Origin of the sequence: Paenibacillus sp. UMB4589-SE434, from assembly GCF_030226685.1 — a bacterium.
In the GTDB taxonomy this organism is placed as follows: domain Bacteria; phylum Bacillota; class Bacilli; order Paenibacillales; family Paenibacillaceae; genus Paenibacillus_B.
In genome coordinates, this window is the sequence record NZ_JASOYK010000001.1 from 743,914 (window position 1) to 763,289 (window position 19,376).

Annotated in this window: 16 protein-coding genes and 1 pseudogene; 16 read left to right on the forward strand and 1 reads right to left on the reverse strand. The window is 44.1% G+C overall.

Annotation, left to right across the window (positions count from 1 at the left end):
• Window positions 1-117 precede the first annotated feature (117 nt).
• The 10 genes and pseudogenes from QP775_RS03275 to QP775_RS03320 all read left to right on the forward strand — a co-directional run bounded on the left by QP775_RS03275 (window position 118) and on the right by QP775_RS03320 (window position 12,941).
• Window positions 118-2,283, forward strand: a complete 2,166-nt coding sequence (locus QP775_RS03275; RefSeq protein WP_285103564.1) for a glycoside hydrolase family 3 N-terminal domain-containing protein — start codon at window positions 118-120, stop codon at window positions 2,281-2,283.
• 132 nt (window positions 2,284-2,415) lie between these two features.
• Entirely contained in the window at window positions 2,416-5,778 is a 3,363-nt protein-coding gene (locus QP775_RS03280) for a GH36-type glycosyl hydrolase domain-containing protein (RefSeq protein ID WP_285103566.1), read from the forward strand.
• A gap of 158 nt (window positions 5,779-5,936) precedes the next feature.
• The gene (locus tag QP775_RS03285) at window positions 5,937-6,932 is read left to right on the forward strand and encodes a LacI family DNA-binding transcriptional regulator (RefSeq protein WP_239327687.1); all 996 of its coding nucleotides are present in this window, start codon (window positions 5,937-5,939) and stop codon (window positions 6,930-6,932) included.
• A 240-nt stretch (window positions 6,933-7,172) separates the two neighbouring features.
• Window positions 7,173-7,652, forward strand: a complete 480-nt coding sequence (locus QP775_RS03290; RefSeq protein ID WP_285103568.1) for a DinB family protein — start codon at window positions 7,173-7,175, stop codon at window positions 7,650-7,652.
• 133 nt (window positions 7,653-7,785) lie between these two features.
• A complete protein-coding gene (locus QP775_RS03295; RefSeq protein ID WP_285103570.1) occupies window positions 7,786-8,592 on the forward strand; it encodes a PA14 domain-containing protein in 807 nt (268 codons plus the stop codon).
• A gap of 9 nt (window positions 8,593-8,601) precedes the next feature.
• Window positions 8,602-9,647: pseudogene (locus tag QP775_RS03300) on the forward strand (hypothetical protein); the annotation flags it as partial.
• 30 nt (window positions 9,648-9,677) lie between these two features.
• Window positions 9,678-10,067, forward strand: a complete 390-nt coding sequence (locus QP775_RS03305; protein WP_285105675.1) for a discoidin domain-containing protein — start codon at window positions 9,678-9,680, stop codon at window positions 10,065-10,067.
• 225 nt (window positions 10,068-10,292) lie between these two features.
• Window positions 10,293-10,646 carry a VOC family protein gene (locus QP775_RS03310; protein WP_285103572.1) on the forward strand — a complete coding sequence of 118 codons (354 nt, stop codon included), beginning with the start codon at window positions 10,293-10,295 and terminating at the stop codon, window positions 10,644-10,646.
• A 200-nt stretch (window positions 10,647-10,846) separates the two neighbouring features.
• A complete protein-coding gene (locus QP775_RS03315; RefSeq protein WP_285105677.1) occupies window positions 10,847-11,857 on the forward strand; it encodes an ABC transporter substrate-binding protein in 1,011 nt (336 codons plus the stop codon).
• A 430-nt stretch (window positions 11,858-12,287) separates the two neighbouring features.
• Window positions 12,288-12,941: a FusB/FusC family EF-G-binding protein gene (locus QP775_RS03320; RefSeq protein ID WP_285103574.1), complete on the forward strand. Its 654-nt coding sequence runs from the start codon at window positions 12,288-12,290 to the stop codon at window positions 12,939-12,941.
• 319 nt (window positions 12,942-13,260) lie between these two features.
• On the opposite strand, the gene QP775_RS03325 is transcribed toward QP775_RS03320, so the two are convergent.
• Window positions 13,261-14,136, reverse strand: coding sequence for a pentapeptide repeat-containing protein (locus QP775_RS03325; protein WP_483311984.1), 876 nt, complete (start codon window positions 14,134-14,136; stop codon window positions 13,261-13,263).
• Window positions 14,137-14,423: 287 nt separating this feature from the next.
• Between QP775_RS03325 and QP775_RS03330 the strand changes: the two genes are divergently transcribed.
• From QP775_RS03330 to QP775_RS03355, 6 genes are all read left to right on the forward strand, one after another.
• Window positions 14,424-14,771 carry a T9SS type A sorting domain-containing protein gene (locus QP775_RS03330; protein WP_239327692.1) on the forward strand — a complete coding sequence of 116 codons (348 nt, stop codon included), beginning with the start codon at window positions 14,424-14,426 and terminating at the stop codon, window positions 14,769-14,771.
• 631 nt (window positions 14,772-15,402) lie between these two features.
• The gene (locus tag QP775_RS03335) at window positions 15,403-16,509 is read left to right on the forward strand and encodes a YheC/YheD family endospore coat-associated protein (RefSeq protein ID WP_239327693.1); all 1,107 of its coding nucleotides are present in this window, start codon (window positions 15,403-15,405) and stop codon (window positions 16,507-16,509) included.
• 264 nt (window positions 16,510-16,773) lie between these two features.
• Window positions 16,774-17,076: an alpha-helical endospore appendage domain-containing protein gene (locus QP775_RS03340; protein WP_239327694.1), complete on the forward strand. Its 303-nt coding sequence runs from the start codon at window positions 16,774-16,776 to the stop codon at window positions 17,074-17,076.
• Window positions 17,077-17,116: 40 nt separating this feature from the next.
• Window positions 17,117-17,479: an alpha-helical endospore appendage domain-containing protein gene (locus QP775_RS03345; protein WP_239327695.1), complete on the forward strand. Its 363-nt coding sequence runs from the start codon at window positions 17,117-17,119 to the stop codon at window positions 17,477-17,479.
• 110 nt (window positions 17,480-17,589) lie between these two features.
• Complete coding sequence (locus QP775_RS03350) at window positions 17,590-18,276, forward strand: hypothetical protein (RefSeq protein WP_285103577.1); 687 nt, start codon at window positions 17,590-17,592, stop codon at window positions 18,274-18,276.
• Window positions 18,239-19,162: an MBL fold metallo-hydrolase gene (locus QP775_RS03355; protein ID WP_285103579.1), complete on the forward strand. Its 924-nt coding sequence runs from the start codon at window positions 18,239-18,241 to the stop codon at window positions 19,160-19,162. The genes QP775_RS03350 and QP775_RS03355 overlap by 38 nt, the downstream gene beginning before the upstream one ends.
• Window positions 19,163-19,376 lie beyond the last annotated feature (214 nt).

Below are 19,376 nucleotides of genomic sequence, written 5' to 3' on the forward strand. Positions count from 1 at the left end.
GGAAGGCTGCGATGGGCATTGTGCAAGTTCCTGAGAAAGGAGAAGACAGATGTACTTCATCCCGTTTTCAACTCGAATATTTACTTGTTCTACAAATACAGCAGTGGAGGAAATAACATGAATAACCAGCAATTAACGGCTTTGTTACAACAAATGACTTTGGAAGAGAAAGTGGCGCAGCTATTGCAGCTTACGGCTCATCTACATGAGGGTGCTGGAAGTGAAGGCCAAGTGACTGGTCCGATGGAGGAAATGGGAATTACAGAACAAATGGTTTCAGCCAGCGGATCTGTTCTTGGATTGTCAGGTGCGAAAGCCATTATCAATGTACAGCAGAATTATCTAGAGAAAAGTAGATTAGGTATTCCGTTGATGTTTATGGCAGACGTTGTACATGGCTTTAAGACGATCTTTCCAATTCCGCTTGCCATTGGCTGCTCTTGGGACGTACAGCTTGCAGAGAAAAGCGCTGCGATCGCCGCGAAAGAATCTGCTGTATCCGGTATCCATGTGACATTTGCACCGATGGTGGACCTCGTGCGAGATCCACGTTGGGGACGTGTGATGGAGACGACAGGCGAAGACCCCTATCTAAATAGCTTGTTTGCACGGGCATTTGTACGCGGCTATCAGGGGCAGGATGAATTAAAGGAGAACACGGATCGTATGGCTGCGTGCGTGAAGCACTTTGCTGCTTATGGGGCACCTGAAGGTGGTCGCGAATATAACACGGTCGATATGTCTGAAAGACAACTGCGAGAGTATTATTTACCTGCGTATAAAGCGGCGTTGGACGAAGGCTGTGAGATGGTAATGTCGTCCTTTAACACGGTTGACGGCATCCCGGCTACGGGGAATGAGAAGTTGATGAGAGGCATCCTGCGTGATGAGTGGGGCTTTGAAGGTGTCATTATTTCGGACTGGGCCTCCATTCGGGAGATGATCGCACATGGCGCGGCTGCAGACGATTGTGAGGCAGCATACCGTGCGATGTGTGCAGGCATTGATATTGAAATGATGACTCCTTGCTATGTGCGTCACCTGCCAGAGTTGGTACAGAGTGGGCAGATTGAGGAAGCGCTTATAGATGAAGCGGTGCTGCGGATTCTACAGCTGAAGGCCAAGCTCGGCCTGTTCGACAATCCGTTCCGTGGGGCAGACCCTGAACGTGAGAATGAAGTGCTCTTCTGTGAGGAGCATCGACAAGCTTCTTATGACCTCGCGGCGAAGTCGTGCGTATTGCTCAAAAATGATCACGTCCTTCCCCTGCAGCCAGATACCAAGGTGGCCTTGATTGGACCATTTGCAGACAGTGATGACATTTTGGGCTGGTGGTCTTGTGTTGGTCTCAAAGAGGATGCGACGAAGCTAAGCACTGCATTGGCAGAACGAATGCAGGAGGGATCACTTCGGATTGCAGCTGGATGCAGCCTGAACCAAATTTCTACGGAGCATGTGTCGATTGCACTTGAAGCTGCACAAAGTGCAGACGTCATCGTACTTGCACTCGGTGAGGATTCAGCGATGAGTGGTGAGGGCGGCTCCCGAACAGATATCCATCTACCAGCCGCACAACTGGAATTGATCAAGCAGCTAAAAACTTTAGGCAAACCGATGGCTGCCGTTATCTTTAATGGCCGTCCGCTTGATCTGCACGGGGTGATTGATGAGGTAGATGCGGTGCTTGAAGCATGGTACCCAGGCAGCGAAGGCGGTGCTGTTGTAGCAGATATTTTGCTTGGCCATGTGAATCCGTCCGGACGGTTGACGATGTCGTTCCCACAATCCGTAGGACAGGTGCCAGTTTATTACAACCACTTTAATACAGGTCGTCCGCTTGATCCGTTAAAGCTGGAGGAACGATATGTATCGAAGTATATCGATAGCGCAAACGAGCCGCTGCTGCCATTCGGATTTGGTCTGTCCTACACAACGTTTGCGTATAGCGAGCTATCACTCTCCAATAAGGAGATGACCGTAAACCAACCACTTTCTATCAGTGTCAAAGTAACGAATACCGGCTTAGCTGCTGGAGTGGAAACCGTTCAACTTTATGTTCGCGATGTAACTGGTGAAGTTGTTCGTCCACTACGTGAATTAAAAGGATATGAGCAGCTTGAACTTGCACCCGGCGAAAGTCGTGTTGCAACGTTCCAACTGACGGAAGATCAGTTGCGATATCACCATTCTGATCTGCGTTTTACAAGTGATCCAGGCACATTCCACGTGTATGTTGGCGCTAACAGCCGTGACACACTGATGAGTTCGTTTACGCTTGTCTGATTCGGATCATCGAACAGCATAAGCGCTCGTAATACAGTGGGGCGCTCAATTGTAAAAACCATGCAATTATATTCATATATAGATATTCAGAGATAGACATTCAGGCTAGGAGCTAGGAGGAATGACATACACATGACAACAAACATTGCGAAATTAACGGACTCCAAACTGCACGTTCAGGCTGGCAACGTACGCTTTACCTTTTGGAGTAGTGGTGATTTGTACCAAGCGGTAAGCGGCCGAACGATGATTAACCAACTGATGACAAGCCCAATTGACGGGTCTTTGAACAATCTCTATTTGCGCATTCACGGATCAACTGGCATTAAGTTCTATCCGCTGCTCGGCATCCATTCGGAAAGCAGCATGTCTGCAAACGAGAGATGTATCATCTGGAAAGGCACAGTGGAAGAGGTAGAATACGAGGTCACATTTGCGCTCACAGACCAAGGTATCTGGTTCTGGGACGTAGTGACGCGTGGAAACGGTGTGAAGCTTGATGTCATTTACGGCCAAGACATTGGCATTGCAGATACAGGGGCTGTTCGTAGTAATGAAGCATACTTGTCTCAGTATATCGATCACACAATCTTTGCGGATAGCAGCAACGGTTACGTAGTCTGTTCACGTCAGAATCAGCCGCAGGGTGGGCACTTTCCGTATGTACAGCAAGGATCGCTGTCAGGAGCAACTGGTTATTCCACTGACGGATTCCAATTCTTTGGGCTTTCCTACAAAGAAACGAATGTGCCAGCATGCTTGAGTGAAGCAAAGCTTGCAAATGAAATTTATCAATATGAATTTGCCTACACGGCGCTGCAATCAGAACTTGTTACATTAAATGGCGACGCGCGCTTTGTGTTCTATGGTCTCTTTAAAGAAGATCATCCTGCTGCTGTAACCGAGCTTGAATATACGTGTGAGATTCAACAAGCATGGTCGGCGTATTTATCCGCTGATACGACAGCGCCAGTACATGAACTGCCTCAAGTCAACCTAAAAGCGTTAATCGGTGCGCCGCTGCACACGGTGTCGATGTCGGAAGAAGAAGTTAAGCTTCGTTATCCAGATCGCCATCAGGAAGAGTGTAAAGATGGTGAACTGCTTGCCTTCTTCACGGACACTTACGAGCATATTGTGCGGAAAGAAAAGGAGTTACTGGTTGAACGTCCTCATGGTCACATCCTGATGAGCGGCAACAATGTCGAGCTTGGGGCAACCGTGATGACAACCACATCATATATGTACGGCATCTTCAATTCGCATGTCGTAGTTGGCAACACGAACTTTAATAAAATGATGAGTAATGCCCGCAGCTCGCTTAACGTTCCTAAAACGTCCGGGCAGCGCATTTATGTAGAGATTGGAGAACAGTTCCAGCTTCTAACCATGCCGTCTTTATTTGAAATTGGCTTTAACTATGTGCGTTGGTATTACAAGCTGAAAGCAGATATGCTGATCATCACGAATTATACAGCGCTGGATACACCTGAAGTGCGACTCCATGTCCGCTCGGAGAGTGGTCGTGCCTATAGATATCTGGTTACGAATCAAGTAACGATGAATGTAAACGAGTACGAGCTTCCGGTACAGATGACGGAGGATCAAGGTCGACTTACATTTACTGGAGATCAGAAGTCGTTGAGTGCCTCTGTGCATCCTCAGCTCCAATATCGGATGTGGGTAGATGGACCAGCCGTCACTATAGGTGATGAGACGATACTCGCTGATGGTTTGCAAGGCGGGCACGCTTCACTTGTAGTCATGCAGCTTGCTGAGAGTTCAGAATGGACGCTCACCATTCAGGGATTGCAGTCCGCTGAAGAACTTCCACAGACAGCTTGCAGCATGGAAGAGGAGATTACAAGCTATCGTGAATTTTATCGTGATGTGATGAACGGCTTTAACCTTACTAGCGAGAGTGAAGAGAAGACAGAACAACTGTTCAAAGTGAACGCACTTGCTTGGTGGTACACACATAATATGCTGGTCCATTATTCGGTACCGCATGGACTAGAGCAATATGGTGGTGCAGCTTGGGGGACTCGTGATGTATGTCAAGGGCCTGTCGAGTACTTCATGGCAACACAAAAGTTTGAACAAGTACGGGATATATTAAAAATGGTCTACTCTCACCAGTACGAAGATGATGGCAATTGGCCGCAATGGTTTATGTTTGATCAATATTTTGCAATTCAGCAGGAAGAAAGCCATGGAGATATTATCGTTTGGCCGCTGAAAGTACTAAGTGATTATTTGAGGGCAACGCAAGATTATAGCATTTTGCAAGCAGAGGTTCCGTATACCGTTAAGCATAGTTTCCATTTTAGCGAGAAAAAAGCAACGATTCTCGAGCATGCCAAAAAAGAACTGCAATATATTCAAACGCATTTCTTACATGATACTTATTTGTCTTCTTATGGGGATGGCGACTGGGACGATACGCTGCAGCCAGCAAATGCGCAGTTGAAGAAGTACATGGTCAGCAGTTGGACGGTTGCGTTAACCTATCAGACGATGCGACAGCTTTCTAACGCACTGCTGTCCGTCGAGCCGGAACTTGCCGCAGAACTGCTTGGCATCGCATCTGGCATTAGACGAGACTACGAGCGTTATATGCTGCAAACAGACGTGATTCCTGGATTCCTCTATATGGAAGATCCTGCGCAGGCGAAGCTGATGCTGCATCCAACAGATGCGGATACGGGCATCCAATACCGATTGCTGCCAATGACACGCAGCATTATTGCGGAACTGCTAGATCAAGAGCAGGCACAGTCCCACTATCAATTGATTAAGGAAAAACTGTTCTTCCCGGACGGCGTGCGATTGATGGATCGTCCCGCTCAGTATGCAGGTGGTGTCAGCTCACACTTCAAGCGTGCAGAGCAAGCGTCCAACTTTGGACGTGAAGTGGGACTTCAATACGTGCATGCACATATCCGCTATGTCGAAGCAATGGCAAAGCTGGGCCATGCAGACGAAGTGTGGAACGGACTCGCGATTATTAACCCAGTCGGTATTGGCGAAGTGGTGCCAAACGCGGAACTTCGTCAGAGCAATGCTTATTTCAGCAGCTCAGATGGTAAATTCAGCACGCGCTATGAAGCCCAAGAGCATATGGAAGCACTGCGCAGCGGAGAAGTTGGGGTGAAGGGCGGCTGGAGAATCTATTCCAGCGGACCGGGAATCTACATGAATCAGCTGATTTCCAATGCACTGGGTATTCGGCAGGAAACTGGGGATCTCATCGTGGATCCGATACTACCTGCTCGGTTAGACGGTATGAAGTTCGATTTCCAATTTGCAGGAGAAAAGGTGACCTTTGCCTATCATATTACAGGCGAAGCAGTCAATCGTATCGTCATTAATGGAAAACCAGTGCACACTAATCGTCTAGATAACCCATATCGCCAAGGCGGCGTACGTATTCTGAAAGACGACCTGAAATTTGAGCTCACTCAAGAGCAAAACCAGATAGACATTTATATGTAAATGTAACGCGTTCTCCTAGACAATCTCAAGCTGTCTATAAATCGGAGTGTCTGAGAAAAGCTAGAAGATCAATTTATTTCTACTATCAATATAGGGTTTACAATACCATGCCCATACTTAAGAAGGTTTTGGTAAACCGACGGAGGGGCGGGGAAACAGTGGTCAGTATTAAGGATATCGCTAAAAAAGCGGGGGTGTCCATTTCAACCGTATCGTATGCCTTGAACGGCAGCAGTAAAGTGACAGACGAGACAAGTTCGAAAATATTGGCCGTGGCCAAAGAGTTAAACTATGTACCCAATGCGGCCGCAAGAACGCTTAAGAAGCGAGAGTCCAAGATTATAGGCGTATTCTTAACAGACTTTAAAGGGGATGTATACGGTGAGCTGCTCGGCGGCATGAAAGAAGTATGTAATGCGCAGGGATATGACCTGATCGTATGCAGCGGCAAACAGTCCCACCGCATGCTTCCTGAGCGGATGATTGATGGGGCTGTAATTTTGGATCAAACGTTTTCGAGCGAGGAATTGATTAAATACGCGGATCGCAATCATAAGATTGTGGTGCTGGACCGTGAGTTGGGACATCCCAACATCAATCAAGTGCTGTTGGACAATAAGGCAGGAGCTACATTGGCGACAGAGTATCTGGTAGAACAGGGACATCAAAAGATCTATGTCGTTACGGGTCCTTCCGGCTCGTTTGACTCTAATCAACGGTTGAAGGCTGTAAAGTTGGTAGCAGATCGGGCTGACGATGTGGAATGGATTGAAATTGCAGGCGATTTCAAGAAAAGCGGCGGTGAACGTGCTGCGGAACAAATCTTACAGGAGTATGCAGCGCCCGTTGCTGTATTTTGCCTAAATGATGAGATGGCAATTGGCTTATGCAGCCGAATCGCAGAGACCGAACTCCGAATTGGAGAGCACATTCATGTGATCGGCTTTGACCACATCGAGCTTACACGTTATATGCAGCCACCGCTCGCTACAATTGATTACTCTAAGCATAAATGGGGGGCTTTGGCAGCTGAGCAGCTCATCAAAATCATGTCCGGCAACAAGGTGGAGCATGAGCGGATTTATGTAACACTTGTGGAAGGCGAGTCCGTCCGTAAAAGGAAGCGATCTGAGCTGCATCCATCTGGTGCATAGCGTACGAAATATATTTTATGATGGCAAGACACAGGCATGCGTCATAGATTCGGTTTGTTGGCATTCAGTTGTCGGTAAATACGAAAATGATGAGCGCATGCTTGTGTCTTTTTTATGCCCATTTTCAAAATAATCGTAATGATTCTTGCTGCTCTTCAATAGCCAAAACAATATCCTTGCCGACTAATAATAATGAGGGTAAAATATTCCTGAAAATAGAAGTAAAGGGGTGTAGTTTAGATGAATGCAGCTGATTTAATCCTATTTAATTTTGAAGAGGTAAGGCGTAGAAGTTTAATAGTATGGAGAGCAATACCCGCAGACAAGTTAAGTTGGAAACCTGATGAAGAAGCTCTTACTTGCGCTGAAATGATTCGACATCTATTGCAAGCTGACTTTCTTTATCACCATGTTCTTATAGGAAGAGGTGAAAAGGGACTTGCTAATTTGTTTAATCCCTTTGAGGCAAAAGAATTTATTTCAGTAGAAGATGAACTTGAATTTGCACAGCCCTATCGTGAGGAATTCTTGAAATACATCAAAACCATTCATCTAGACGACTATGCAAATATCGAGATAGATCTCTTTGCAGCAGGGGGCTTTATTAGAACGCTTGGGGATATGTTATTACGTATTCCTTACCACGAGGCTGTTCATACAGGGCAGTTGTTAGACTATATGAGAACCATGGGAATTAATCGCCCTAAGATCTGGGATTGATTGTTTAAATCAGATCCTTGCAGCAATTTCGATGGTATGAGCTAGCCATATCTCTTTCTTGCTTGCTAGGGCGGCGGGAATTATGTTGCGTTAACTGCATTAGAACAGAATATAGAAGGAGTGAGGGCATCGAATGAAGTCTGCAAAGTGGGCAGTCTTAAGTGTGGTCATGGCACTGTTATTTACCATTCTACCCTTGTCAGTGATTGCAGCGGCCACAGGCGTGCCGGGTACACCTGTTGTAGCGCATGATAACTGGGATGGGGATGGCACCTACAAAATCTCTATGAATATGTATTGGGGAGAGAACGGGACGTCGCTGGAACTTTACGAAAATGGAAATTTGATCGATACCACTGCCTTGACAGATCATTCACCGAACCCGCAATCATCAGTAAAAGATTTTACTGGCAAAGCTATCGGCACGTATACCTACACGGCTAAGCTGATTAACACTTATGGGAGCACTTCCAGCCAGCCCGTTGTGGTTACTGTATCTAATGGCGGCACTAATGTACCAACAACCGGGAATGGCACAGGCTTAACAGGTTATTACTTCGATAATCAGGATTTGACTAACTTAAAGTTAAAGCGTTCAGACTCTGTGATTAACTTTGAATGGGGTACTAACTCGCCAACTCCAAGTGTGGATCCAAATACATTCTCCATTCGTTGGTTAGGGGAAGTCCAAGCACAGTACGATGAAACTTACACGTTTACAACCCTATCCGATGACGGAATTCGCCTATGGGTGAACAATCAACTGCTCATTGATCAATGGGACAGTCATGGTACGACAGAGCATTCAGGAACAATTGCTCTCCAAGCAGGCCAGAAGTACGCCATCAAAGTAGAGTACTACGATGATTCGGCTGATGCGACAGCTAAGTTATATTGGAGCAGCACGTCTACTGCAAAAGGTATCGTCCCGCAGACGTAGTTGTACCCATTGGCAGCACCTGATATTGAAGCAACCAATTTTACGAACAACGAAACGATCCATTACTCGCTGCCGCTCATTCGGGGAATCATCAGCGATACAAGCGCAATATCAATTACGTTAACCAACACTTCCTCCAATCGCAGCACAAAAGTGATGCAAGGCCTAGCGGAGCAAGGGCAGTTTAAAGTGTTTGCCGATCTGGTTCCAGGAGAGAACAACCTGATTATTCAGAACGGTACCAAGCAAACAGCATTAAAATTAAACTACGTGCCCCAGACCAACAAGGCAATTACTCGCATTTTCTGGTATGTCCCAAGTGATGGTAATACAAAGTACCAGACGCAATTAGCAAATGATCCTCAGAATTACACAGCAAAGCTCAGCACCTACATGAAAGTTGTCCAATCGTTTACCGCAGAGTCGATGAACAATAATGGATATGGCCGTGAGACTTTTAATCTGGAGCAGAATCAGACGACAGGAAAGGTCGAGGTGCACGTGCTAAAAAGTAATCACCCTGCCTCTTACTACTACAACACGACTTACAACAAAGATAATCTCTATGGAGAAGTAGCTGATTTAATCCCGCAGCAGCACCCTCAAGCAGGCACGAAGAATCTTGCTTTTGTTGGTTTTACAAAGTACGATGCGCAGCTGAGTATATGTACGCCCATATCGCGCTTGGTGGCGGTGATTATGGTGTGTTTGGAGGCTCTACAGTATGGTTATTCCCAAACGATGAGACCCAGATTCAGAGCAAATTTGCTGATCTGAGCGCGGTTGATCCTGATTATGTGGGTGAGCCGGCTGCTACGGTGCAGAAAGCAATCTCGATCGGCTACGGTGCAGCTTTGCACGAACTTGGACATGCTCTCGGACTCCCGCATGAGGGAGGTCCAAATTCAATCATGTGGCGTGGTTTTGATTGGCTGCACCGATTCTTTGTGTTGAAGGATGCAGGAGGTTATATCTTTAAAGATAACGAACTTCCAGTCTGGGACCCCGTTAGTGCAGTTACACTCCATAACAGTCCATTTTTTAAAACAAATCAGCAGCCTCAAGGCCTTACCGTAGGTGGAACAGTGACGGCAAGCAACTCGAATAGCCCAACCAGTGAAGGAAAAGAAAATGCGTTCGACCATAACGAGGCATCCAAGTGGCTGGTATTTGACAGCAATCCTTACATTCAATATCAATTTTCAGATAACGCTGCCTATGCAGTGAAATCATATTCAATTACTTCAGCGAATGATGCCCCTGAACGAGATCCATTGAACTGGACGCTGTCTGGCTCGAACGATGGAACGAACTGGACGGCGCTGGATACAAGGGCAAACGAGAGCTTCGCGAGCCGTTATCAGACGAAGTCGTACACGATAAGCAATACGAGCGCTTATCGTTATTACAAAGTCAATTTGAGCAACAATAGCAACGGAATACTGCAGCTTGCTGAGATTCATTTATACGATTGAATCGATAACGGAGAGAAGCAGCGGATTTACGAATTCAGCATCAATCTGCTTACAGCTTGTGTATAAATAACGAAGCAGCATACGCTTAGAAGCGCTTGCTAGCGCTGCTTCTAAGCGTATGCTTTATTTATAAGAGTCTGTATTTTGATAATCATTCTTTTGCTGAACAAGCTTAATTGTGTTCAAGTATGATCCTATTAGACAGGCATTGAATGGAGGTTGTACATGAAAGTTACACGAATCGTCGCTAATATCCATACGGATAAGATCGAAGCAGCCAAACGTTTTTATCAGGACGTACTTGGACTCGAGCTTTTGATGGATCATGGCTGGATCACTACTTATGGCTCACGTGAGAAGATGTGCGTTCAAGTTAGCTTTGCCTCCGAGGGAGGATCAGGCACACCCGTACCTGATCTCTCTATTGAAGTTGATGATGTGGATACAGCGTTTGAACGTATGACAGCTGCGGGATTTTCAATTGAATATGGTCCTGCGAATGAGCCATGGGGCGTACGCCGTTTTTATGTCCGCGATCCGTATGACAAGTTGATAAACATCGTTGCCCATTTGCAATGAACTGACTTGCTGCCAATAGAGAGAAGTTGGTAGAAAAGGTTGCGATAAATAGGATTATGATATTAGAATTGTACAAAACCAAATGCGGTTCTTGATTTTGTCCATTGTGATTCGTCTCCAATTTAGATAAGGTTAGCTATGTAAATGATAACGATTATCATTAACACAGCTTTATATCGATGCAGGAGGGAATTATCGTGATGAAGGTCGTAAACAAAACAATTGCAGTAATCGCGCTGACTACTGTGATGGGACTATTATTAATAGGGTGCACAGGAGGCGGTAAGGCGGCTGATCCAGCGCAGTCCAGTAACAGCAGTACAACGGATACAACTGCCAAGGGCAGCGCCAATGAAGAAACTGCTTCAACAGAGCAGGCATCTACCCGTACCTATAAAGATTACAAGGGTCATCAAGTAGACATTCCGGCAGCGCCGAAAGCAGTGGTGTTTGCAGGAGAAACAACAGGCGATTTGATCGAACTGAACATACCAATGATCGGCATATATGGAGATGAGCTGAAAGGTCGAGTTTATCAGGAGAAAGCAGCGAGCATTGAAAACGTTGGTTTCCCGATCAATTTAGAGAAAGTTACCTCTTTAAATCCTGATCTAATTATTGTTGGGGATACTGATGAGAAAATTTATGAACAGCTTTCCAAAATTGCACCTACGATTATGTTTGATACGTTCGGATCGCTTGATTATCGAATGAAAGAACTGGGTACTATTTTTGATAAAAAGACGGAGGTAGAGGCATGGCTCCAAGCCTATAACAAGAAGGCTGAAGAGATGTGGAAGCAGCTATATGCAACCGTGCTGAAGCCCGGTGAGACGGCATCTGTGTTTACTTATTATCCGGGGGATCGTTTGTTTGTGATGGCAAGAGCTGGACTGCCACAGTTCCTTTATGCGGAAGGTGGGTTTAAACCAACCGCCCCAATCCAGGGTATTCTGGATGCCAATGAAGGATTCAGAGAGATCTCGGCTGAGAAGATAAATGAATTTGCAGGCGATCGGATCTTTATTCTAGATCCTGTGAACGAAGAAGCTAAACAATCGACAGAAGCGCTGTTGAAGAGTCCTGTATGGAAGACGCTCCCTGCAGTGAAACAGGGAAAAGTATACCGCATGTATATCCAAAGATCCGATTCGGATGCAAATACGCGGCAGTGGATGCTGGAAGAGCTTCCTAAAATGCTGGGAAAATAATTAATAATTATTGCAGAAGTGATTCAGCAGAACGTAGAAGCAAGCTGTTCCAGCCATTGGTTGGACGGCTTGCTTATTCTGTTATGTCTTGTATTGAGGATAACAGCATACAAAAACGTTATCACCTGCATAGAACTGATGATAACTTTGATAAGATCTACATGTAATGACGTGAAGGTATTCTGACATAAGTTGCGAAAATGATGGTTTCTCTTTTATAATATTCTATATCTGGGAGGTGGTAAGAGGTGGTAATACATTTTGCCAGAATGAGCAACGACTCATGCAAAGCCTAACATAGGGGCGATACTTTGCGTGGGGTCGGACAATTAGGTAGTGGGATTATTGTCGCCCAAGAGAGCTGATATCGTTTCTAATAATGGGCTTTGCACCTTGTTTTCTTTTTATTATAAATAAGGGGCTGAAAAGCATGGTCAATCAATTTATTAGAAACCATCAATATAATATTATTAAGAAGCAGGTTGAATTGCTGCGGCGTGCCTGTAATACAGTATCTGATACTAAGGTAGTTGAGTCGGTAAGATACAGTACACATGACAAAGTGACAGCGTTGTTCCCAGACTCGGCAGAAGAGCGTGATCTGGTGGGGAGTTTTGCAGAACAAAGTACTGTGGAGCAATTCCAGCACTATTTGCGATCGTTGGAGCCTAGTCTGTTAGCATTTGAGCAGGTGACGGAGAAGCAGCTTCAGAAATTATTTCCTAAGAACAAGAAGCTGAAAGCTCCTGCGTTGCAAGCTATTGATTTCAGGCGGATTACCTATATTGGCTGGACGGATATCGCTACTAATAAGATGTTTTTGGCATACCATCTGGATGGCAAGTTGGTTGGTGTCGAGGGCAGATTTACCCGACTGAACAAAAAGAGTACTTGTTTTGTGTGCAGGCGGCAGGAGGAAGTAGCTTTATTCTCGGCAGTGACGAGATCTAAGCCAGCTAACGCAACGTCAGATTACTATAAAGCAATCGGTAACTATTTGTGTGTGGATAGCCGCACATGTAACAGCAATATAACAGATGTCAGTGCATTGGAGAAATTTATCCATCAGGTAGTGGATAAATAATATTATAATTCGAGAGGTTGTCGAAGTGATTCGGCAGCCTTTTTTTTGCGAATGTAGTCAGTGGGGTTGATAATTAGACGTTGTTAGTATACGGATCAGATGACTGCCTTTATTGGCAAGGCATGGTTATGGCTATCCAAAGAGAGGATCATAACCATGCAAGTACCGATATAGGATAATCGGATGATACCCAATTAGAGTTATTTGATGATTAGCTGTACATCAATTCTAACAAGAGGAATTCAAGCCTGTTGTTTATACAATTTCTTACGCTGGGTTACAAGCAAGTCGGATATTTGCAACGTATCCAATTGCTGTGCTAGGCAGTCCAATGTGTTGGGCGAGTAATGTGCGACGGCAACTTAGTAGAGGCATCACCCTTTGCCGCATTAAGTTGGGCTTGAGTCAGAAAAATACTGGTGGTGAGATCTGTTCCGCGAAGATCTGTATCTCGAAAGTCGGCCCCGATAAGATCCGCCCAGCTCAAGTCAGCTCCTCTCAAGTCAGCTGCAATTAAATAGGCACCTCTCAAATTCTCTCCTTTGAGATCAGCTTCTTTCAGCTTCGCTCCGATAAGATCTGCACCGCGGCCGTATGATTTGCGCTTGTGGCGTCCTTTGGTGCTTTTGTCTATACGAACTGCATCCGCCCGCACAAGTTCGCTGACTTGTAGAAGCAGTACATTTACACGGGCCCGATGAGCTGGCATATCAAGTTTGGCAAGTGATTCAGGCTCTAGATTCGTGAAGCCTTCCGTCTCATAAAGTGCTGTTCGAAGCGCACTGTGAATAGAGTGCGCGGATTGTAGCGTAAGCGCTTCGGTTAAGTACCAGAGCAATTCATGAAGCTGCCACATGATGGGGAACACGTCAAACATTTGCTGCGCAGATTCTGGAACTTGCCGCCAATCACGACCAGCATAGGTTTCTTGGGAGAGCTTTTGTCCCGCGCCAAAGCAATCATAGACGGTACAACCTCGAAAGCCTCGCTGCCGAAGGCTATTATGCACACCGCACAGGAAATTTAATTGCAAGTTGGAACAGGGTGTTCCTGCCTGCTTGTCTACCGCGAAATCTACCGAAGCTGCAAAGGGCAGCGCCACACAACATAAGCCAAAGCATTCTTCACACTTAGCGCGGAGATGTTGCCGATTCATATCTGGGAGCGTTCCCGTCACATCTTGATGATCCGACACGTTGTATTCTCCCTCCATCTCAAAATATTTTATAGTCATTATATCCTAGTACTGAATAGTTGTCCCGTCAATCGTTATGCAGCTAATAAGTCCAGTAGGAAACGAGTAAAAGGGATATATAGTAACGAAGGAGATGTGAAGTAGGCATAAATTGATCGATAACAAATAGTAATCACATCGTATTAAAAAATATATCGAATATTTTATAAACCATATATTTACTGTGACAAATTTGTGTATTATATTATTGTTGCAATCCATCCTACCAACGAAAGGAACGATGTGAAGTGAGAAAAAGAACACTAGTCTTCTTTCTTCTTTGTGTAGCATTATTTACCGCAATTCCTTTATCCATTGCATCAGCCGCTCCATTTTCTACACAGATTACAGGACAGGGTGAACTGGTTGTGACAGGCTCTTATTCGGCAGGTATTCCTAACCAGGGAGTTCCAGCAGAAATGGATGTCAACGTGTACAATCAGAACGGTCAGTTGGTCTATTCTACGACTTTTCTGAATGGATACGGTGGGGGAAGCTTCTACGCAAATACCGCTAACTTACCAAGCGGTACTTATACCGTCTCGTTATTAGGACCTCGATTAATCGTCTCAAATCTTCAAATTTATTTTAAATAACGTGCTTTTAAATATAATGAAATAAATTTCCAATCTACTACGGAGATTGGTCATTTCCCCTCATGGCGGACAACGTACTAAAGACATCTGGTTAGATGGACTTAACGTTGCTGACCGGAGGGGATTTTTTGTGATAATAACAGTGCGTACGGATTACAGTTGTCAAGAGGAGGAAAGTCTAGCGAGTGTAATAAGACATGGTAATGAGATCTATCGAGAGGTCGCAAAATTAACTTTGGATTGTGATATGGAATATGTATAAACACGGGGAACACAGCGTTAGAAAGGTTAATATAATCTTCTTAACAAGAATCTAATAGGGCTACTTTTTATCGATCGAGATATTCAACCTAGATATTCCGTTGTGTTATGTGGCACCATTAAGCCAATCTTACATATTCTGATTTATACGCTCTGTACAGACCTTTTCTCCCTATTGGAAGGAGGTCTGGAACAATAAATAATAAACATACATCAATAGGTGATTGTTTGTTGCTCAAACTCCAACAAGCAGTCACCATTTTTCCCATGGTAAGCAGGATGTACTTTTAACAAGAAGCTTCATATATGAAGTATTGCTTTCATGCAGTAAGAGCAAACATTCAGTTGACACATGAAAAGAGTTGATTACATGTCAAAACCTTTGTTAGGCATCCTGACGCTGTACAAGAATAAAAGGAAGGAAATTGAGGAACGTCATGTGTATGAAAAAATGATTGTGGCCGGACATCAATTGGATATGGACGTGTGTGTATTTACGCCTCAAGATGTAGATCATACCAGAAAGAAGGTACACGCTATGGTGTATCATTCTAACACTGGTGTGTGGACACGAAAGTGGTCATTATTGCCGGATCTCATATTTGATAGGTGCCGCAATCAACGCTCCGCACAGTTTTCATCCATGAAACATTTCCGTGCCAAATTTGGGCATTTAACTTTTCTTAACCAGCCGCTGCGTAATAAATGGAAGATCTACAAGATGTTATCCCACAGTCCTGAGTTCAGAAAGGTGCTGCCGGATACTGTACTTTACAGCGAACCCCAAGATATATACAACATGCTTAACAAAGTGGGTATGGTATACGTAAAGCCGATCAATGGTACAGGAGGTAGGGGGATTTTACGTCTTGAGCGCAAAAAGAATCATCCTAACTATCTATATGTAGAAGGACGCAACCGCAACCGCCGTGTGATCCGACCGCAATACGTAAAGCTAAATCGGTTAAGAACATATATGAAAGCTTGGGCGCAGCAGGATCGTTATATCGTGCAACGGGGCATCGCACTCAAGCTGTCAAATGGTAAAGTTCATGACTATCGGATGCTAGTCCAGAAAGATGAATATGGGAAATGGTCTATAACGGGTAGTGTGGGCCGAGTGGGGGCGCATAATAGTGTTACTTCTAATCTACATGGTGGTGGTCATGCTGTTCCCATGAGGGCTTTGCTGCAACGTTGGATCGGAGATCAGCGTCGCATTGATTCTATTCAGCACAATGTCGAGAAGGAAGGTATCCGTATTGTTAAATTTCTTGAAAAAAAATGTGGGTCATTATGCGAGCTGGCGCTGGATTGGGCAATAGATAAGCAGGGCCGCTATTGGTTGTTGGAAGTGAATCCCAAACCTTCACGAGAAGTGTTTAAAGGAATTGGCGACAAGGCTGCGTATCATAAAGCGGTTATCCAACCTATCCGATATGCTAAGTGGATATATATGAATAAGTCTAAACGATAGATGCGTATTCCTCCTTGATGTTCAGCACAGCTAGATGAAGACTAAGGATTTGACATAGAATCTCAGGTCAGCGTGTGCCATCCATCCTAGGTGCGCGCTGTTTGAGCTGCACTGAAAGCCATTGCGTATACGTCTATCCCCGTTCAATTGTATTCATAATTAAATGGATAATCTCATAAGAATATGTCGAGTGTAAACAAGCGTGATGGATTAGGGTGGAGTGTGTTTGTATCATCTAAAAGGGTTAAAGGGAGATGAGAGTCCATGTCAATGCCAAATATTCCAGATATTAAACCTGAAATCGTCTTAAAACGGAACGAAGTCATCAATTTACTGCTTACCTCAATTGCACTGGAAGAGATCGGAATGTCCCATATTATAAATGCCGAAGGTGAGAAAATACAGACGATCTTAAAAGACCACTGTGTCACACTTGACGATGCGTTAAGAATAAACCACAGTGTTGAGCGAATGCTGCGAAACGTCATTAAAAATCAAATGCTGCTGCAGTTTAAGTTGGAGGATATTATCTCATTGGAAGAACGCGAAGAGTTTTTCGAAGAATAATTCATAATTCGCGATACGATCAGAAGGAAGGAGGAGTACTGTGAAAATAAATGACGAGTCTTTTTACGAGGAAACCAATTCGAAAGATCAAGCGGTAGCCCATTTAATTAAGGCAATTGCTTTAGAAGAAGAAGCGTTGTCCAAGTTAATGAATACAGAAGCAGACAAGGCTCTAGCGTTTGTTGGTAAAAACCTCGATTTTCCAACAGGCCCCTCTACATCGGAGATTATCCAGTTTAATCATACGGTCATTCAGCTATTGGATACGATGCTCATGGCAGAGTGGCTGCTTCTTAAGAAGATCGACACGTTATCTTTTGTTCATGACTATCGCTCTACAAGTAAGCCAGAAGAAAGGAAAAAACATGAAGTTTCTTATCATGATGACGCATTTGATTATTAAAAAATCAATAAAAAGTAGAGGCGTTAAGGATGTTACACTCTAATACACGAATCAGCGAAATTCCTTTCTCTCGTATGGAAAGTGCAATCTTATATTTAGTTAGAGGTATGATGTCGAGACGTCAGCATTCGAATAAACAAGAAACTACGACTTTTGAATTTCATATTCGTTCGCTGTTGCATATCATAACGGAGCTGCATCGATTTCAAGAGCGTAGGGGCAGCAGGATACAGCCGGATCATGCACCAGAAGAACCGAATGTCCAGAAAAAACAGATTATATCCGAAATTATGAATTCAACACAGCTCATCCGAGATAGTATGAACGAGCACCCGTTTGACAACCTTGTACATATGGATCTCATGAATGTAAAGTTAGATATTATTGTAAAATATCATACAGGAAGCCAGTCTTATGACTACAATTCATCTGAAGCGCTTCAAATTACCCCAGTCATACAGGAAAACGGTACTGAAAGTGAAGTGGCTGCAGTTCACCAGGATACAAATGTGATAGAGGTCGTATCCGAAATGATGGAGACGGACTCCGACTCCATCGTGCATCATGAGGATATATCCTTCTTGTATGCGCCTAAGCAGGTCACAACCTTTATTAGAAAGCAACCAAACAAAAATACGAAATCCAGTTCATTACAAATACCTCCTGTGACGAGCTTTATTAAGGCAAAAGTGGGGAGTATGATTTATGAACAAAATATAGAATATGAAGCCGGAACCTTCACTAAAGGGGAATCCATCCATGAAAGATACAAAGTTAGAACTGATAAACGGCAATAGCTACATGTATGATGCTAATTTGGCAGTAGGCGTTTATTTTAATGAGAATAGTCGTGCAGCATTGCTGATTGACAGTGGTGCAAACGAAAACGCCGCGAAGCGGATTGAACATTTTGTCAAGAAAAAAGGATACTACATTTCATCTATTATTGTGACCCACGGACATCTCGCACAGTTGGGCGGACTCCCGTATTTTAAGAAGAACTATGCGAATTTGAGGGTATATGCAACTTCGTGGACAGCTCAATTTATGGAACACAGAGCTCTGGAGAACTGGTTATCTGGGCATATTCCCTGTGTAGTCAATGAAATCGAAGAAGAAATGGTGAAGAACGCGGTGACTGACATCATACCATTTCGAGATCATGATATCGTTATTGATGAGATAACTTTTTCAATCGTGACTCTTCCAGGGCATTTTCCAGGAATGGTAGGAGTCGTGACACCTGATCAAGTATTTTATAGTGCAGATGCTATCTTTGGAAATAAGACCTTAATCAAACAAAAGTTATTGTATTACACAGATATTAAAGGGGCTAAAGATTCCTTAGATAAACTTGCTGCTCATAAACATGCATTCTATGTGCTGTCTCATGGCGGAAAGTATAATGATGTTAAGTTGTTGATCCAACAACACCAACATCTGATCGATGAAACCTCTAATTTTATTTTTGGAATTATTAGTGAGCATCCGCTGACACTGGAATCCATCGTGCAAAGAGTGATGAAGGAATATCAACTGAAGAATAAACCGGGTCATTATACACTTACGAATACCATTGTTCGATCTTACCTGACTGCATTACATGACGGCTCCAAATTAAGAGCCTCGGTTAACGATGGGATATTGTATTACTATGATCGTGCCTCTGTCGTGCTTGTCTAGTCGCTATTCCTTCCCTCCTTAAGGATGATAATAGATCATGTTAATCATGAAAATAACTAAAAAGATTATCAGGAGATAACGTCTTCACATATGTACCTGTAGTATGCGTTCCGTCATACAGGTACAAACGTGAAGACGTTATTCTATTTTGTAGGACTGCTTGTTACAAATGTCCCGACTGTTAATAGACTAGGTTCTCATAAGCTTCGTTTAG

Coding starts and splice junctions, on each gene's coding strand:
- QP775_RS03350 (WP_285103577.1), top strand. CDS start 17,590: ATGTCGAGACGTCAGCATTCGAATAAACAAGAAACTACGACTTTTGAA.
- QP775_RS03275 (WP_285103564.1), top strand. CDS start 118: ATGAATAACCAGCAATTAACGGCTTTGTTACAACAAATGACTTTGGAA.
- QP775_RS03295 (WP_285103570.1), top strand. CDS start 7,786: ATGAAGTCTGCAAAGTGGGCAGTCTTAAGTGTGGTCATGGCACTGTTA.
- QP775_RS03355 (WP_285103579.1), top strand. CDS start 18,239: ATGAAAGATACAAAGTTAGAACTGATAAACGGCAATAGCTACATGTAT.
- QP775_RS03315 (WP_285105677.1), top strand. CDS start 10,847: ATGAAGGTCGTAAACAAAACAATTGCAGTAATCGCGCTGACTACTGTG.
- QP775_RS03310 (WP_285103572.1), top strand. CDS start 10,293: ATGAAAGTTACACGAATCGTCGCTAATATCCATACGGATAAGATCGAA.
- QP775_RS03340 (WP_239327694.1), top strand. CDS start 16,774: ATGTCAATGCCAAATATTCCAGATATTAAACCTGAAATCGTCTTAAAA.
- QP775_RS03290 (WP_285103568.1), top strand. CDS start 7,173: ATGAATGCAGCTGATTTAATCCTATTTAATTTTGAAGAGGTAAGGCGT.
- QP775_RS03280 (WP_285103566.1), top strand. CDS start 2,416: ATGACAACAAACATTGCGAAATTAACGGACTCCAAACTGCACGTTCAG.
- QP775_RS03320 (WP_285103574.1), top strand. CDS start 12,288: ATGGTCAATCAATTTATTAGAAACCATCAATATAATATTATTAAGAAG.
- QP775_RS03335 (WP_239327693.1), top strand. CDS start 15,403: ATGTCAAAACCTTTGTTAGGCATCCTGACGCTGTACAAGAATAAAAGG.